The sequence below is a fragment of the Pseudomonas sp. BBP2017 genome (assembly GCF_003024385.1).
GTDB lineage: Bacteria > Pseudomonadota > Gammaproteobacteria > Pseudomonadales > Pseudomonadaceae > Aquipseudomonas.
This window is the reverse complement of the sequence record NZ_PVZN01000013.1, coordinates 44,910-60,360: the sequence shown is the minus strand read 5'-3', so window position 1 is coordinate 60,360 and position 15,451 is coordinate 44,910. Positions and strand designations below refer to the sequence as shown.

Genomic DNA, 15,451 nt, shown 5'->3' with positions numbered 1-15,451 from the left:
CATGAACCCGCGTAAAACGCTGCCTTTGCTGCTCTATATCCTGTTTTTGCTGGTACCGATCTACTGGCTGCTGAACATGTCGTTCAAGAGCAACACCGAGATTCTTGGTGGCCTGACCCTGTGGCCGCAGGATTTCACCTTCGACAACTACCGGGTGATTTTCACCGACCCCAGCTGGTACACCGGTTACATCAACTCGTTGTACTACGTTTGCCTGAATACGGTGATTTCCCTGAGCGTGGCCTTGCCTGCGGCCTATGCGTTTTCGCGCTACCGCTTTCTCGGCGACAAACATCTGTTCTTCTGGCTGCTGACCAACCGCATGGCGCCGCCTGCGGTGTTTCTGTTGCCGTTCTTCCAGTTGTATTCGTCGATCGGCCTGTTTGACACCCACATCGCAGTGGCTCTGGCGCATTGCCTGTTCAACGTTCCGCTGGCGGTGTGGATCCTGGAGGGATTCATGTCCGGGGTGCCCAAAGAAATCGACGAAACCGCCTACATCGATGGCTACAGCTTCCCGCGGTTCTTCGTGAAGATATTCGTGCCGCTGATTGGCTCTGGTATCGGTGTCACGGCGTTTTTCTGTTTCATGTTTTCCTGGGTTGAGCTGCTGCTGGCGCGCACCCTGACTTCAGTCAATGCCAAACCGATTGCTGCAGTGATGACCCGCACCGTGTCGGCTTCGGGTATCGACTGGGGCGTGCTGGCCGCTGCCGGGGTGCTGACGATCCTGCCGGGCATGCTGGTGATCTGGTTTGTCCGCAACCATGTGGCCAAGGGCTTTGCCCTGGGCCGGGTCTGAGGAGGCGCGTGATGGACTGGATGGCCTGGACCCTGCCGACCGCGGTGTTCTTCACCGCGATTGGCCTGCTGCTGGTGGGCATGACGATAATTGAACTGCACCGGCCGTGTGTCGAGCGTCGCGGTTTTTTGCCGATTGCCACAACCCGCGGCGATCGGCTGTTCATCGGTCTGTTGGTCAGCGCTTACCTGCACCTGCTGATCATCGGGGTCAGTGACTGGAGTCTCTGGGTGGCCTCACTGCTGTCGGTGGTGTGGCTGTTGGTGGTGATGCGCTGGGGTTAGCCGAACAGATTCGGTCAGGCTCCATGGGAATACTCAATCGGGAGATCACGATGTTCGACAACAACAAGAACCGGCGACATTTGACCCTGGCCGCCTTGCTCGTGCTTGGCAGTGTTCACGCCAGCGCCTGGGCCGATGCCTATGAAGACGCGGCGAAGAAATGGATCGGCAGCGAATTCAAGCCGTCGACCCTGACGCCGGAGCAACAGCTTGAGGAATTGAAGTGGTTCATCAAAGTCTCGGAACCGTTCCGTGGGATGAAGATCAACGTGGTGTCGGAAACTATTGCCACCCACGAATACGAGTCCAAGGTGCTGGCCAAGGCCTTCAGCGAAATCACCGGGATCAAGCTGACCCACGATCTGCTGCAGGAAGGTGACGTGGTGGAGAAGCTGCAGACCCAGATGCAGTCGGACAAGAACATCTATGACGGCTGGGTCAACGACTCGGACCTGATCGGTACGCACTTTCGCTATGGCAAGACCGAGTCCATCACTGATCTGATGGCCAATGAGGGCAAGGACTACACCTCGCCGACACTGGATCTGAAGGACTTTATCGGCATTTCCTTTACCACCGCGCCCGACGGCAAAGTGTATCAATTGCCTGACCAGCAGTTTGCCAACCTCTACTGGTTCCGCGCCGACTGGTTCGACAGGCCGGACCTGAAAGCCAGATTCAAGGAAAAGTACGGTTACGAGCTTGGAGTACCGGTTAACTGGTCAGCCTACGAAGACATCGCCAAATTCTTCAGCGAAGACGTCAAGGAAATCGACGGCAAGCGCGTCTTTGGGCACATGGACTATGGCAAGAAAGACCCCTCGCTGGGCTGGCGCTTCACCGATGCCTGGTTCTCCATGGCCGGCGGCGGCGACAAGGGGTTGCCCAATGGCTTGCCGGTGGATGAGTGGGGTATACGCGTCGAGGACTGTCATCCGGTCGGCTCCAGCGTCACCCGTGGTGGTGACACCAACGGCCCGGCGGCGGTCTATGCGACGCAGAAATACGTCGACTGGATGCGCGCCTACGCACCGCCGGAAGCGCAAGGCATGACCTTCTCCGAGTCTGGCCCGGTGCCGTCCCAGGGCAACATTGCTCAGCAGATCTTCTGGTACACCGCCTTTACCGCCGACATGACCAAGCCGGGCCTGCCGGTGATGAATGCCGATGGCACGCCGAAATGGCGTATGGCTCCTTCACCTAAAGGCCCGTATTGGGAGGAGGGCATGAAGCTGGGGTATCAGGATGCCGGGTCCTGGACCTTCCTCAAATCGACCCCGGAGAAACAGCGTCTGGCGGCCTGGCTGTATGCCCAGTTCGTCACCTCCAAGACTGTTTCGCTGAAGAAAACCATCGTTGGCTTGACCCCGATTCGCGAGTCGGACATCAACTCCCAGGCCATGACCGATCTTGCGCCCAAACTGGGTGGCCTGGTGGAGTTCTACCGCAGCCCGGCGCGGGTGCAATGGACCCCGACCGGCACCAACGTACCGGACTACCCGCGTCTGGCGCAGTTGTGGTGGAGTCATATTGCCGAAGCGGCCAGCGGTGAAAAGACCCCGCAAGAGGCGCTGGATGGCTTGGCCCGTGACCAGGACAGGATTCTGGAGCGGTTGGAGCGCTCCAAGGCCCAGGCGACCTGTGCACCCAAACTCAATCCGGAGCGTGATGCCCAGTACTGGTACGACCAGCCGGGGGCACCGAAGCCGAAGCTGGCTAACGAGAAGCCCAAGGGCGAGACCGTCAGCTACAGCGAGTTGCTCAAGTCCTGGGAGGCGGCGCGCAACTGAAAGCACCGCGGGGCTTGCCCCGCGATCGACCTTGAACCAGGCACAAAAAAACGGCACCTTCACAGGTGCCGTTTTTTTGATTGCGCCGCTGGAGTCTAAATCCAGTGGTGCTTACTTGTGCAGCGCTTCCGCCGCATACAGGGTGTTCTCCAGCAAGCAGGCGCGAGTCATCGGCCCGACACCACCTGGCACTGGCGTGATCCAGCCGGCGCGAGGCAGGGCGGTCTCATAGACCACGTCGCCGACCAGCTTGCCATCTTCCTGACGGTTGATACCGACGTCGATGACGATCGCGCCTTCCTTGATCCACTCACCTTTGACCAGGCCCGGCTTGCCAGCGGCAACCACGACCAGATCGGCGCGGCCAACGTGACCTGCCAGGTCCTTGGTGAAACGGTGGGTGACGGTAACGGTACAGCCAGCCAGCAGCAGCTCCATGGCCATCGGCCGACCGACGATGTTCGAAGCGCCGACAACCACGGCGTTCATGCCGTACAGATCCTGACCTGTGCTTTCCAGCAGGGTCATGATGCCTTTCGGCGTGCACGGACGCAGCAGCGGGATACGCTGGGCCAGGCGACCGACGTTATAAGGATGGAAACCATCGACATCCTTGTCCGGGCGAATGCGCTCGAGCAGCAACGACGCATCCAGGTGGGCCGGCAGTGGCAGCTGCAGCAGGATGCCGTCGATGTTCGCATCATCATTGAGGCGATCGATCAGGTCGGTCAGGGCCTGCTGGGTGGTCTCGCTGGGCAGGTCGAATGCCTGGGAGATAAAGCCGACCTCTTCGCAGTCCTTGCGCTTGTGCGAAACATAGACCTGAGAAGCCGGGTCGGTGCCGACCAGGATCACCGCCAGGCCTGGAGTACGCAGGCCTTGCTGGCGACGCTCCACAACACGTTGGGCGATCTGCTGGCGCAGGCTGGCGGCGATCGCCTTGCCGTCTATAAGGTGTGCAGTCATGACGCGTGATTAACCATCGAGAGGGAATAAAAAGAGCGCGCATTCTCGCATGAAGGGGGCTGAGGGCAAAGGCGCTTGGTCCGGCTATTCCCCTAAGCCCTTAAATAAAATGAATTTTTTTCAAAAAAGAGTTGACGACCTAACCGCTCGTCTATAACATTCGTCGCACTTGTCGGGCAGAGCCTAGCACTGGTTAGCAAGGTCAGGCAGAATGAGCGGATTTGGTAGCTTGTTCGGTACGGCTAAAAGTTAATTTGTAATCGTAACAGAAAGCAGATTAAATATGCGCCCGTAGCTCAGCTGGATAGAGCATCCGCCTTCTAAGCGGATGGTCGCAGGTTCGAGTCCTGCCGGGTGCGCCAATAGGCAGCTTTGGCACAAGTAAAGCGGTAAGTGCAATATGGTGGGCGTAGCTCAGTTGGTAGAGCACAGGATTGTGACTCCTGTTGTCGTGGGTTCGATCCCCATCGTCCACCCCATATTCCAAAAGGCGCCCGATGAAAATCTGGCGCCTTTGCTTTAAAAGCTTCACGCGGACGTGGTGAAATTGGTAGACACACTGGATTTAGGTTCCAGCGGCGCAAGCTGTAAGAGTTCGAGTCTCTTCGTCCGCACCATCCAAGCTTTCACTGTCCTTCGCTGAAGTGCGTGAAAGCCTCGAAAAAGCCGCCTAGTGCGGTTTTTTTCGTTTTTGCTGCCTGCTCAGGCATGTCATCTTCCTGCTCACCAGCAGCCGTCCTTTTCTATGTTCAGATTTGCTCCTGGCGTTAAGTCGGTGCGTTGTGTTCGCCTGTCTGTCACCCCTGTGCTGCCGTGCACTGGTGGCAAGTGCTCAAAAGCTGATAGATTTCAGCTGGTTGAAGCCGTGGCCAACGGCAAGGTAGTGAGGACAGCTCGATGATTTCAAAAGAACGCCAGGCCAGCGCATTGCAGCGTTTCGCCGCAGCCAATCCGCAGCTACTCGAAGAAATTGCCGGGCTTAGCGCCCATGAGCAGCAACAGCAGATCGAGTGGGCCTTTGAAGATGCCGCGCAGGAGCAGGGGCTTGAGCCCTGGGAATTGACCCTGCAACTGATCGCCGGCTCCGACGCAGAGCTTCAGGCCATGCGCCTGGAAGTGCATCGGGAGGTCGCTGAGGCGCTGGGCATGGAATGGGAAGAGTATTGCAGTATCAACGAGATCGACGATGCGGCGCCCTGAGCGCCGAGCCGTGATCCTGTAGTGTTTTGACAAGTATTTCTGGCTGTTCGAGGTCAGGCGCGCCGTCATGATCAAAGGAGGCGTCCAGGCCTTGAGCAGCGGGTCTTGAGCGTCCCAAGGCAAGGTTTTTGCCGGGGGCTGTAAATGAAATGGACCGGCGTACTTTCCCGTCGTCTTGAACGGGGTGACTTCTGGTCTTTGAGCCACTAGAATGCTTGCCCTTGATTCTGGAGTCGGGTATCGCCGGCTAACGTCTGTGCAACGAGGAATATCCATGCAAGTTTCTGTTGAAAATACTTCTGCTCTCGAGCGTCGCATGACCATCGCCGTTCCGGCAGAGCGCGTCGAGAACGAAGTCAACAAGCGTCTGCAACAGACTGCCCGTCGCGCCAAGGTTCCAGGCTTCCGTCCTGGCAAAGTGCCGATGAGCGTGATCCGTCAGCGTTATGAAGATGCTGCCCGTCAGGAAGCCTTCGGCGACCTGGTCCAGGCTTCTTTCTATGAAGCTGTGGTCGAGCAGAAGCTGAACCCGGCTGGCGCCCCTGCCGTCGAGCCTAAATCGTTCGAAAAAGGCGGTGACCTGGAATACGTCGCCACTTTCGAAGTGTTCCCTGAGTTCACCGTTGCCGGTTTCGACTCGATCGCCATCGAGCGCCTGAGCGCCGAAGTGGCTGACGCCGATCTGGACAACATGCTGGAAGTACTGCGCAAGCAGAACGTTCGTTTCGAAGCCGCTGATCGCGCTGCCCAGAACGAAGACCAGCTGAACATTGATTTCGTCGGCAAGGTCGACGGTGAAGTGTTCGCCGGTGGCTCGGCAAAAGGCACCCAGCTGGTACTGGGTTCCGGTCGCATGATCCCGGGCTTTGAAGAAGGTCTGGTTGGCGCCAAGGCGGGTGAAGAACGCGTTCTGAACCTGTCCTTCCCTGAGGACTACCAGAACCTGGATCTGGCTGGCAAAGCCGCCGAGTTCACCGTTACCGTCAACAGCGTTTCCGAGCCTAAGCTGCCAGAGCTGAACGAAGAGTTCTTCGCCCAGTTCGGTATCAAGGAAACCGGCATCGACGGTTTCCGCGCCGAAGTTCGCAAGAACATGGAGCGTGAACTGCGTCAGGCCATCAAGACCAAGGTCAAGAACCAGGTAATGGACGGCCTGCTGGCTGCCAACCCGATCGAAGTGCCAAAAGCCCTGCTGGAAAACGAAGTGAACCGCCTGCGCGTTCAAGCCGTTCAGCAGTTCGGTGGCAACATCAAGCCTGAGCAACTGCCGGCCGAGCTGTTCGAAGAACAAGCCAAGCGCCGCGTCGTGCTGGGTCTGATCGTTGCTGAAGTGGTCAAGCAGAACGAGCTGAAGCCGGACGAAGCCCGCGTTCGCGAAATGATCCAGGAAATGGCTTCGGCTTACCAGGAGCCAGAGCAGGTCGTCGCTTGGTACTACAAGAACGACCAGCAGCTGAACGAAGTGCGTTCGGTTGTGCTGGAAGAACAAGTTGTGGATACTGTTCTGCAGAAAGCGACTGTGACCGACAAATCGGTCTCGTACGAAGAAGCGATCAAGCCAGTGCAGGCTCCTGCCGCTGACTGATTTCCTTCTCTCGTAGGAAAACACCACAAGCCAGCCTTCGAGCTGGCTTGTGCGTATTCAAGACATGACTATTTGGGAGTGAGTGCAGGACATGTCCCGCAATTCTTATTATCAGCAGAGCTCTGACATCCAGGCCGCAGGCGGCCTGGTCCCGATGGTTATCGAGCAATCCGCTCGTGGCGAACGTGCCTATGACATCTACTCGCGCCTTCTGAAGGAGCGGGTGATCTTCCTGGTCGGCCCGGTAGAGGACTACATGGCCAACCTGATCGCGGCGCAATTGCTGTTCCTTGAAGCGGAAAACCCGGACAAGGATATCCATCTCTACATCAACTCGCCGGGCGGTTCGGTGACTGCCGGCATGTCGATCTACGACACCATGCAGTTCATCAAGCCGGACGTCTCCACCACCTGCATCGGTCAGGCCTGCTCCATGGGGGCCTTCCTGCTCGCCGCCGGTGCCAAGGGCAAGCGTCACTGCCTGCCTAACTCGCGGGTGATGATTCACCAGCCACTGGGCGGTTTCCAGGGGCAGGCGACGGATATCGAAATCCACGCCAAGGAAATCCTCTCCATCAAGTCGCGGTTGAACGAACTACTGGCCTACCACACCGGTCAGGAGCTGGAAACCATCAAGCGTGACACTGAGCGCGACAATTTCATGAGCGCGCAACGTGCCGCCGAGTACGGTCTGATCGACTCGGTACACGAGAAGCGGCAAATGGCTGTCTGATTAAGGCGCTAAAGCAGGTGGTTGGGCTTTCCCGCCACCTGTGGACTTGAAAAAGCCCGCAATTGCCTTCATCTTGTGTTGCAAGCCTACCGGATTGGATCGATCGAATGACTGACACCCGTAACGGCGAGGACAACGGCAAATTGCTCTATTGCTCCTTCTGCGGCAAAAGCCAGCATGAAGTGCGCAAGTTGATTGCCGGCCCCTCGGTATTTATCTGCGACGAGTGCGTCGACCTGTGCAACGACATCATCCGCGAGGAGGTGCAGGAAGCCCAGGCCGAAAGCAGCGCGCATAAACTGCCTTCGCCGAAAGAAATCAGCACCATCCTGGACCAGTATGTCATTGGTCAGGAACGTGCGAAAAAGGTACTGGCGGTAGCGGTGTACAACCACTACAAGCGCCTGAACCAACGCGACAAAAAGAATGACGACGTCGAGCTCGGCAAGAGTAACATCCTGCTGATCGGTCCGACGGGCTCGGGTAAAACCCTGCTCGCCGAAACCCTCGCACGTCTGTTGAATGTACCGTTCACTATCGCCGATGCCACCACCCTGACCGAAGCCGGTTATGTCGGTGAAGACGTCGAGAACATCATTCAAAAGCTGCTGCAAAAGTGCGACTACGACGTGGAAAAGGCCCAGATGGGCATTGTCTACATCGACGAAATCGACAAGATCTCGCGCAAGTCGGACAACCCGTCGATCACCCGTGATGTCTCGGGCGAAGGCGTGCAGCAGGCGCTGCTCAAGTTGATCGAAGGCACGGTTGCCTCGGTACCGCCGCAAGGTGGCCGCAAGCATCCGCAGCAGGAATTCCTGCAGGTCGACACGCGTAACATCCTGTTTATCTGTGGCGGCGCGTTCTCGGGCCTGGAAAAGGTCATTCAGAGCCGTTCCACCCGCGGCGGCATTGGCTTCGGTGCTGAAGTGCGCAGCAAGCAGGAAGGCAAGAAGGTTGGTGAGTCGCTGCGTGAAGTCGAGCCTGACGATCTGGTCAAGTTCGGTCTGATCCCGGAATTCGTCGGCCGCCTGCCGGTGTTGGCAACCCTCGACGAGCTCGACGAAGCTGCCTTGATGCAGATTCTCACCGAGCCGAAGAACGCCCTCACCAAGCAGTACGCCAAGCTGTTCGAGATGGAAGGTGTGGACCTGGAGTTCCGCAGCGATGCGCTGAAGTCCGTGGCTCGCAAGGCCCTGGAGCGCAAGACCGGTGCCCGTGGCCTGCGTTCGATCCTCGAAGGCATCCTGCTCGACACCATGTATGAGATTCCTTCGCAGAAGGATGTCAGCAAAGTGGTGATCGACGAGAGCGTCATCGAAGGTGCTTCGCAGCCGCTGCTGATCTACGAGAACAGCGAGCCGCAAGCCAAAGCTGCACCCGACGTCTGAGTCGCTAAACGGCTCGAGTCTGCAAGGGGCCTTCGGGCCCCTTTGCTTTTCCTGTCGTAGAGCTTGTTTTTTTGCGGGGCTGCCCCCACATTGAACTCACGCTCAAATTCCACCGGTTTCCGGCCACAAGGCCGCTGTAGAGGCGAAATCATGAAGACCACCCTCGACTTGCCTCTTTTGCCATTGCGCGATGTCGTCGTCTATCCGCACATGGTTATCCCACTGTTCGTGGGGCGCGAGAAGTCCATCGAAGCCCTTGAGGCCGCAATGACGGGCGAGAAGCAGATTCTCCTGCTGGCCCAGAAGAACCCCTCTGATGACGATCCAGGCGAAGACGCCCTGTATCGCGTCGGCACCATTGCCACTGTCCTGCAACTGCTGAAACTGCCCGATGGCACCGTCAAGGTCCTGGTCGAGGGCGAGCAGCGCGGTGCAGTCGAGCGTTTCAACGAAGTCGACGGCCATATCCGTGCCGAAGTTTCGTTGATCGACGAGTCGCAGACCGCCGAGCGCGAGTCTGAGGTCTTCGTTCGTAGCTTGTTGTCACAATTTGAACAATACGTTCAGCTGGGCAAGAAAGTCCCGGCTGAAGTCCTCTCGTCGCTCAACAGCATCGACGAGCCAGGACGCCTGGTCGATACCATGGCCGCGCACATGGCGCTGAAGATCGAGCAAAAGCAGGAAATCCTCGAGATTCTCGACCTGGCTACCCGTGTCGAGCATGTGATGGCGCTGCTGGACGCTGAAATCGACCTGCTGCAGGTGGAAAAACGCATCCGCGGCCGGGTCAAGAAGCAAATGGAGCGCAGCCAGCGCGAGTACTACCTGAATGAGCAGATGAAGGCCATTCAGAAGGAGCTGGGCGACAGCGAAGAAGGTCACAACGAAGTCGAAGAGCTGAAGAAACGCCTCGACGCCGCTGGCCTGCCAAAAGATGCCTATGCCAAGGCTCAGGCCGAGCTGAACAAGCTCAAGCAGATGTCGCCGATGTCTGCTGAGGCCACCGTGGTGCGCTCTTACCTGGACTGGCTGGTGCAGGTGCCGTGGAAGGCTCAGAGCAAGGTGCGTCTAGACCTGGCCAAGGCTGAAGAGATCCTCGACGCCGACCATTACGGCCTGGAAGAGGTCAAGGAGCGTATCCTTGAGTACCTCGCCGTGCAGAAGCGGGTGAAGAAGATCCGTGGCCCTGTGCTGTGCCTGGTCGGTCCTCCAGGGGTGGGCAAGACCTCCCTGGCCGAGTCGATCGCCAGCGCCACCAACCGCAAGTTCGTGCGCATGGCCCTGGGTGGCGTGCGCGACGAGGCCGAGATTCGTGGTCACCGGCGTACCTACATCGGTTCGATGCCGGGCCGTCTGATTCAGAAAATGACCAAGGTCGGTGTGCGCAATCCGCTGTTCTTGCTCGACGAAATCGACAAGATGGGCAGCGATATGCGTGGCGATCCGGCCTCCGCGCTGCTTGAGGTGCTCGACCCGGAGCAGAACCACAACTTCAACGATCACTATCTGGAAGTCGATTACGATCTTTCCGATGTGATGTTCCTCTGCACTTCCAACTCGATGAACATCCCGCCAGCTCTGCTGGACCGGATGGAAGTCATCCGTCTGCCCGGCTACACCGAAGACGAGAAGATCAACATCGCAGTGAAGTACCTGACGCCCAAGCAGATCAAGGCTAACGGCCTGAGAAAGGGCGAGCTGGAAGTCGACGTCACGGCGATTCGCGACATCATTCGCTACTACACCCGTGAAGCCGGTGTGCGGGGGCTGGAGCGCCAGATCGCCAAGGTCTGCCGCAAGGTGGTCAAAGAGCACGCCGGCCTCAAGCAAGTGGCTGTGAAGGTCACTGGCGAGCAGCTGGAGCACTTCCTCGGTGTGCGCAAGTTCCGTTATGGTCTGGCTGAGCAGCAGGATCAGGTGGGCCAGGTCACTGGCCTGGCCTGGACCCAGGTCGGTGGTGAGTTGCTGACCATTGAGGCCGCTGTGATTCCGGGCAAGGGGCAGTTGATCAAAACCGGCTCCCTGGGCGATGTCATGGTCGAGTCGATCACTGCGGCGCAGACGGTTGTCCGTAGCCGGGCGAAAAGCCTGGGCATTCCGGCCGACTTCCACGAGAAGCGTGATACCCACATTCACATGCCTGAAGGCGCGACGCCCAAGGATGGTCCAAGTGCCGGTATCGGCATGTGCACCGCCCTGGTCTCGGCGCTGACGCAGATTCCTGTGCGTGCCGATGTCGCCATGACCGGAGAAATCACTCTGCGTGGGCAGGTGTTGGCCATTGGTGGTTTGAAAGAGAAACTGCTGGCAGCACACCGGGGTGGGATCAAGACGGTGATCATTCCTGAAGAGAATGTGCGGGATTTGAAAGAAATTCCTGAGAATATTAAGCAGGATCTTCAGATTAAACCGGTCAAATGGATTGACGAAGTCCTCCAAATTGCGCTGCAATACGCCCCGGAGCCCTTACCAGATGTGGCTCCCGAGATTGTCGCCAAGGATGAAAAGCGCGACAGCGATTCCAAGGAAAGAATTAGCACGCATTAGTACGTATTTGGCTGGGGGGCTTTCTTGACAGTTTTTTCAGGCCCTTGTTATAAAGCGGCGCTTAAGCGTCAATAGGCCACCCAGCGCTCGTTAGGCTTTTCATTACATACTTAGATACAAACTCAATAGAGATATAAGGGGACTTAGAGTGAACAAGTCGGAACTGATTGACGCTATCGCCGCATCTGCTGACATCCCGAAAGCTGTAGCTGGCCGCGCACTGGACGCAGTAATCGAATCCGTCACTGGCGCCCTGAAGGCAGGTGACTCCGTGGTACTGGTAGGCTTCGGTACCTTCTCCGTCACCGACCGCCCAGCGCGCACCGGCCGCAACCCGCAAACCGGCAAGACTCTGGAAATCCCTGCTGCCAAGAAGCCAGGCTTCAAGGCTGGCAAGGCACTGAAAGAAGCCGTCAACTAAGACCTTCCTTCAGGCTTACGCCTAACCGAGCCTGGCTCATGCCTGGCTTGGCTGCTGAGCATCGGGACACGCTGAAAAGCACCTGATGTTCGGCCGGTTACGAGAAGGCGCATCTTCGGATGCGCCTTTCTTCTATCAGGAATCTACCCACGCTCCACGGTTGTTTCATTCCGTACAACCGTTTCTGGGGGACGCATGCTGCAGAATATCAGGGACAATTCACAAGGTTGGATTGCCAAGACCATCATCGGTGTCATCGTAGCCTTGATGGCACTGACCGGCTTCGATGCCATCTTCCAGGCCACCACCAACAGCCAGGATGCTGCCAAGGTCAATGGTCAAACCATTAGCCAGAGCGAGCTGAGCCAGGCCGTCGATATGCAACGTCGGCAGCTGATGCAACAGCTGGGCAAGGATTTCGATCCGTCGCTGCTCAACGACAACATGCTGCGTGAAGCGGCGCTCAAAGGCCTGATCGACCGCAAGCTGCTGTTGCAAGGCGCCGAAGACGCCAAGTTCGCCTTTTCCGAAGCGGCACTGGACCAGTTGATCCTGCAGACGCCTGAGTTCCAGGTTGACGGCAAGTTCAGCGCCGAGCGTTTCGATCAGGTGATTCGCCAGATGGGCTACGGCCGTCTGCAATTCCGCGAGATGCTGGCTCAGGAAATGCTCATTGGGCAGCTGCGCGCAGGCCTGGCCGGCAGCGGTTTTGTCACCGACGACCAGGTCAATGCTTTCGCCCGTCTGGAAAAGCAGACCCGTGATTTCGCCTCGCTGACCTTCAAGGCTGACCCGGCTGCGGTCAAGGTCACCGACGAGCAGGTCAAGGCGCATTATGATGAGCACGCCAAAGAGTTCATGAGCCCGGATCAGGTCGTCATTGACTACATCGAGTTGAAGAAGTCGGCATTCTTCGATCAGGTCACTGTCAACGAAGACGAGCTCAAGGCACTGTACGAGAAGGAAATCGCCAACCTGGCCGAGCAGCGCCATGCCGCGCACATCCTCATCGAAGTCAACGACAAGGTGGACGAAGCGCAGGCCAAGGCGAAGATCGAAGAGATCCAGCAGCGTCTGACCAAGGGTGAAGACTTTGCCGCACTGGCCAAGGAATTTTCCCAGGACCCAGGCTCGGCCAACAACGGCGGTGACCTCGGTTTCGCCGGGCAGGGTGTGTATGATCCGGCCTTTGAAGAGGCGCTGTATGCGCTGAACAAGGATCAGGTTTCGGCGCCGGTGCGTACCGAGTACGGTTTCCACTTGATCAAGCTGCTGGACGTGCAGGCACCTGAGGTGCCGAGCTTCGCCAGTTTGAAAGACAAGCTGACCCGCGAACTCAAGACCCAGCAGGTCGAGCAGCGCTTTGTCGAAGTGACCAAGCAACTGGAAGACGCTGCGTTCGAGGCATCCGACCTGGCCCAGCCCGCCCAGGACCTCGGCCTGAAGGTCCTCACCTCGGCAGCCTTTGGTCGTGAAGGCGGCGAAGGTATCACGGCCAACCGTGCCGTGATCCAGGCCGCCTACAGCACCGAAGTACTGGAAGAGGGTGGCAACAGCACCGCCATCGAATTGGACCCGGAAACCATCGTGGTCCTGCGCGTCAAGGAGCACCGCAAGCCTGAGCAACTGGGTCTGGATGTGGTGTCTGACAGCATCCGCCAGCATCTGGCCAGAGAGCAGGCCACTGCGGCCCTGAAAGCCAAGGCTGACAAGCTGATCGCCGGTCTGCGCGACGGCAGCATCGCGCTGGATGCTACCCAGGAAGGTCAGCGCTGGAAGGTCCAGGAAGCGGTCTCGCGCAGCCATGAAGGCATCGACCCGGTCGAGCTGCAGGCAGTGTTCCGTATGGCCAAGCCAGAGGCCAAGGACAAGCCGGTGTACAGCAGCGTGACGCTCAACGATGGTAGCCTGGTTGTATTGCGTCTGAACGGCGTTAACGAAGGTGCTGCAGCCACCGATGAAGAGAAATCGGCATACCGCCGCTTCCTCGCCTCGCGTGCTGGCCAGCAGGACTTCGCCGCTTACCGCAAGCAGTTGGAAGCCAAGGCGGACATCACTCGTTACTGAGTGATCCGCGCTAGAAACAGAAAAGGCCGCTTATGCGGCCTTTTCTGTTTCTAGCACCTGGCTCCTCCAGGTGCCAGGAAAGCTGCCTCCAGCAACTGTCGGGTATAGGCATGTTGCGGTGCGGCAAAGATATCTGCTGCAGTGCCTTGCTCCACCACCTTGCCCTGTTTGACCACCATCAACTGATGGCTCAGCGCCTTGACCACTGCCAGATCATGACTGATGAACAGGTAGGTGAGGTTGTATTTGCTCTGCAGTGAGCGCAACAGCTCGACCACTTGGCGTTGCACTGTCCGGTCCAGCGCCGAGGTCGGCTCATCCAGCAGGATTAGCGCTGGCTTGAGCACCAGAGCGCGGGCGATGGCGATGCGTTGGCGCTGGCCGCCAGAGAACTCATGGGGGTAGCGGTGACGGGCCTGGGGGTCCAGACCAACTTCCTGCAGGGCGGCGATGATTGCCTGCTCCTGTTCGGCCGCAGTACCGATGCGATGAATGCGCAGGCCTTCGCCCACGATATCGCTGACGCACATACGCGGGCTGAGGCTGCCGAACGGGTCCTGGAAGACCACCTGCATCTGCCGGCGCAACGGGCGCACTTGGTGTTGATTCAAGCTTTCAAGCGCGGTGCCCTGGAAGCGAATGGCGCCTTGGCTGCCGAGCAAACGCAGGATCGCCAGGCCCAGGGTGGATTTGCCCGAACCGCTTTCGCCAACGATTCCCAGGGTTTGCCCCTGAGGCAGGCTGAAGTTGATGCCGTCCACTGCTTTGACGTGATCGACGGTGCGCCGCAGCAGGCCTTTTTTGATCGGGAACCAGACGCGCAGGTCTTCGACTTCCAGCATTGGCGGACCCGCCGGGTTGTCGGCCGGTCCGCCGCTGGGCTCGGCGCCGAGCAACATCTGCGTGTACGGGTGTTGCGGGCTGTGGAACAAGGTCGCGCAGTCAGCCTGTTCGACGATGCAGCCGCGCTGCATCACGCACACCCGGTGCGCGATGCGCTTGACCAGGTTCAAGTCATGACTGATGAGCAACAGAGCCATCCCCAGGCGCGCCTGTAGCGACTTGAGCAATTCGAGAATCTTCAACTGCACGGTGACGTCCAGCGCCGTGGTCGGCTCGTCGGCAATCAGCAGCTCCGGTTCGTTGGCCAGCGCCATGGCAATCATTACTCGCTGCCGCTGGCCGCCTGAGAGCTCGTGTGGCAGGGCTTTGAGGCGCTTGTGTGGCTCAGGGATGCCTACCAGGTCGAGCAGCTCCAGCGTGCGCGCAGTGGCCTCCTTGCCGCGCAGGCCCTTGTGCAGCAGAAGGATCTCGTTGATCTGCTTTTCGATGTTGTGCAGCGGGTTGAGCGAGGTCATCGGCTCCTGGAAGATCATCGCGATGCGGTTGCCACGAATATGACGCATCTGCTTTTCATCCAGGGTCAGCAAGTCGCGCCCTTCGTAATGAATAGTGCCGGATGGGTGGCGGGCCAGCGGGTAGGGCAGCAGGCGCAGGATCGAATGGGCGGTAACCGATTTGCCAGAACCGCTCTCACCGACCAGGGCCAGGGTCTCGCCGCGGCGGATGTCGAAGCTGATGCCTTCGACCACCCGTTGGCTCTGCTCGCCGGTGACGAACTCGACCGCCAGGCCACGCACTTCGATCAAGGTTTCATTGCTCATT

General features: G+C 58.5%; 12 protein-coding genes and 3 tRNA genes. 13 read left to right on the top strand and 2 right to left on the bottom strand.

The features are described from left to right. Position 1 precedes the first annotated feature (1 nt). Genes C6382_RS16405 through C6382_RS16395 form a run of 3 tightly spaced genes read left to right on the top strand, consistent with a single transcriptional unit; the run spans position 2 to position 2,876 of the window. Entirely contained in the window at positions 2-802 is an 801-nt protein-coding gene (locus C6382_RS16405; protein ID WP_107025441.1) for a carbohydrate ABC transporter permease, read from the top strand. An 11-nt stretch (positions 803-813) separates the two neighbouring features. Beyond that, positions 814-1,086: a DUF2160 domain-containing protein gene (locus tag C6382_RS16400; RefSeq protein ID WP_107025440.1), complete on the top strand. Its 273-nt coding sequence runs from the start codon at positions 814-816 to the stop codon at positions 1,084-1,086. A gap of 50 nt (positions 1,087-1,136) precedes the next feature. Beyond that, positions 1,137-2,876, top strand: a complete 1,740-nt coding sequence (locus C6382_RS16395) for an ABC transporter substrate-binding protein (protein ID WP_107025439.1) — start codon at positions 1,137-1,139, stop codon at positions 2,874-2,876. Positions 2,877-2,987: 111 nt separating this feature from the next. On the opposite strand, the gene folD is transcribed toward C6382_RS16395, so the two are convergent. Further along, positions 2,988-3,842: a bifunctional methylenetetrahydrofolate dehydrogenase/methenyltetrahydrofolate cyclohydrolase FolD gene (gene folD, locus C6382_RS16390; protein WP_107025438.1), complete on the bottom strand. Its 855-nt coding sequence runs from the start codon at positions 3,840-3,842 to the stop codon at positions 2,988-2,990. A 285-nt stretch (positions 3,843-4,127) separates the two neighbouring features. Between folD and C6382_RS16385 the strand changes: the two genes are divergently transcribed. The 10 genes from C6382_RS16385 (at position 4,128) to C6382_RS16340 (ending at position 13,786) form a co-directional block, all read left to right on the top strand. Next, positions 4,128-4,204, top strand: a tRNA-Arg gene (locus tag C6382_RS16385). A gap of 41 nt (positions 4,205-4,245) precedes the next feature. Next, a tRNA-His gene (locus C6382_RS16380) sits at positions 4,246-4,321 on the top strand. Positions 4,322-4,374: 53 nt separating this feature from the next. Beyond that, positions 4,375-4,459 (top strand) — tRNA-Leu (locus C6382_RS16375). A gap of 280 nt (positions 4,460-4,739) precedes the next feature. Continuing rightward, positions 4,740-5,042 carry a DUF6388 family protein gene (locus C6382_RS16370; RefSeq protein ID WP_038613048.1) on the top strand — a complete coding sequence of 101 codons (303 nt, stop codon included), beginning with the start codon at positions 4,740-4,742 and terminating at the stop codon, positions 5,040-5,042. Between the two features lie 274 nt (positions 5,043-5,316). Then, positions 5,317-6,627 carry a trigger factor gene (tig, locus tag C6382_RS16365; RefSeq protein ID WP_107025437.1) on the top strand — a complete coding sequence of 437 codons (1,311 nt, stop codon included), beginning with the start codon at positions 5,317-5,319 and terminating at the stop codon, positions 6,625-6,627. 91 nt (positions 6,628-6,718) lie between these two features. Then, entirely contained in the window at positions 6,719-7,360 is a 642-nt protein-coding gene (gene clpP, locus C6382_RS16360; protein ID WP_038613044.1) for an ATP-dependent Clp endopeptidase proteolytic subunit ClpP, read from the top strand. Positions 7,361-7,467: 107 nt separating this feature from the next. Next, complete coding sequence (gene clpX, locus C6382_RS16355; protein ID WP_107025436.1) at positions 7,468-8,751, top strand: ATP-dependent Clp protease ATP-binding subunit ClpX; 1,284 nt, start codon at positions 7,468-7,470, stop codon at positions 8,749-8,751. A 150-nt stretch (positions 8,752-8,901) separates the two neighbouring features. Continuing rightward, positions 8,902-11,298: an endopeptidase La gene (gene lon, locus C6382_RS16350; RefSeq protein ID WP_107025435.1), complete on the top strand. Its 2,397-nt coding sequence runs from the start codon at positions 8,902-8,904 to the stop codon at positions 11,296-11,298. A gap of 148 nt (positions 11,299-11,446) precedes the next feature. Then, a complete protein-coding gene (locus C6382_RS16345; protein ID WP_038613039.1) occupies positions 11,447-11,719 on the top strand; it encodes an HU family DNA-binding protein in 273 nt (90 codons plus the stop codon). Positions 11,720-11,914: 195 nt separating this feature from the next. Next, entirely contained in the window at positions 11,915-13,786 is a 1,872-nt protein-coding gene (locus C6382_RS16340; protein ID WP_107025434.1) for a SurA N-terminal domain-containing protein, read from the top strand. A gap of 50 nt (positions 13,787-13,836) precedes the next feature. Here C6382_RS16340 and C6382_RS16335 read toward each other — a convergent pair whose 3' ends face one another. Then, complete coding sequence (locus tag C6382_RS16335) at positions 13,837-15,450, bottom strand: ABC transporter ATP-binding protein (RefSeq protein WP_107025433.1); 1,614 nt, start codon at positions 15,448-15,450, stop codon at positions 13,837-13,839. Position 15,451: the final 1 nt, after the last annotated feature.

What these genes read in the sequence shown, in the direction of transcription:
- C6382_RS16405 (WP_107025441.1), top strand. Translation starts at nt 2, where the DNA reads ATGAACCCGCGTAAAACGCTGCCTTTGCTGCTCTATATCCTGTTTTTG.
- C6382_RS16400 (WP_107025440.1), top strand. Translation starts at nt 814, where the DNA reads ATGGACTGGATGGCCTGGACCCTGCCGACCGCGGTGTTCTTCACCGCG.
- C6382_RS16395 (WP_107025439.1), top strand. Translation starts at nt 1,137, where the DNA reads ATGTTCGACAACAACAAGAACCGGCGACATTTGACCCTGGCCGCCTTG.
- folD (WP_107025438.1), bottom strand. Translation starts at nt 3,842, where the DNA reads ATGACTGCACACCTTATAGACGGCAAGGCGATCGCCGCCAGCCTGCGC.
- C6382_RS16370 (WP_038613048.1), top strand. Translation starts at nt 4,740, where the DNA reads ATGATTTCAAAAGAACGCCAGGCCAGCGCATTGCAGCGTTTCGCCGCA.
- tig (WP_107025437.1), top strand. Translation starts at nt 5,317, where the DNA reads ATGCAAGTTTCTGTTGAAAATACTTCTGCTCTCGAGCGTCGCATGACC.
- clpP (WP_038613044.1), top strand. Translation starts at nt 6,719, where the DNA reads ATGTCCCGCAATTCTTATTATCAGCAGAGCTCTGACATCCAGGCCGCA.
- clpX (WP_107025436.1), top strand. Translation starts at nt 7,468, where the DNA reads ATGACTGACACCCGTAACGGCGAGGACAACGGCAAATTGCTCTATTGC.
- lon (WP_107025435.1), top strand. Translation starts at nt 8,902, where the DNA reads ATGAAGACCACCCTCGACTTGCCTCTTTTGCCATTGCGCGATGTCGTC.
- C6382_RS16340 (WP_107025434.1), top strand. Translation starts at nt 11,915, where the DNA reads ATGCTGCAGAATATCAGGGACAATTCACAAGGTTGGATTGCCAAGACC.
- C6382_RS16335 (WP_107025433.1), bottom strand. Translation starts at nt 15,450, where the DNA reads ATGAGCAATGAAACCTTGATCGAAGTGCGTGGCCTGGCGGTCGAGTTC.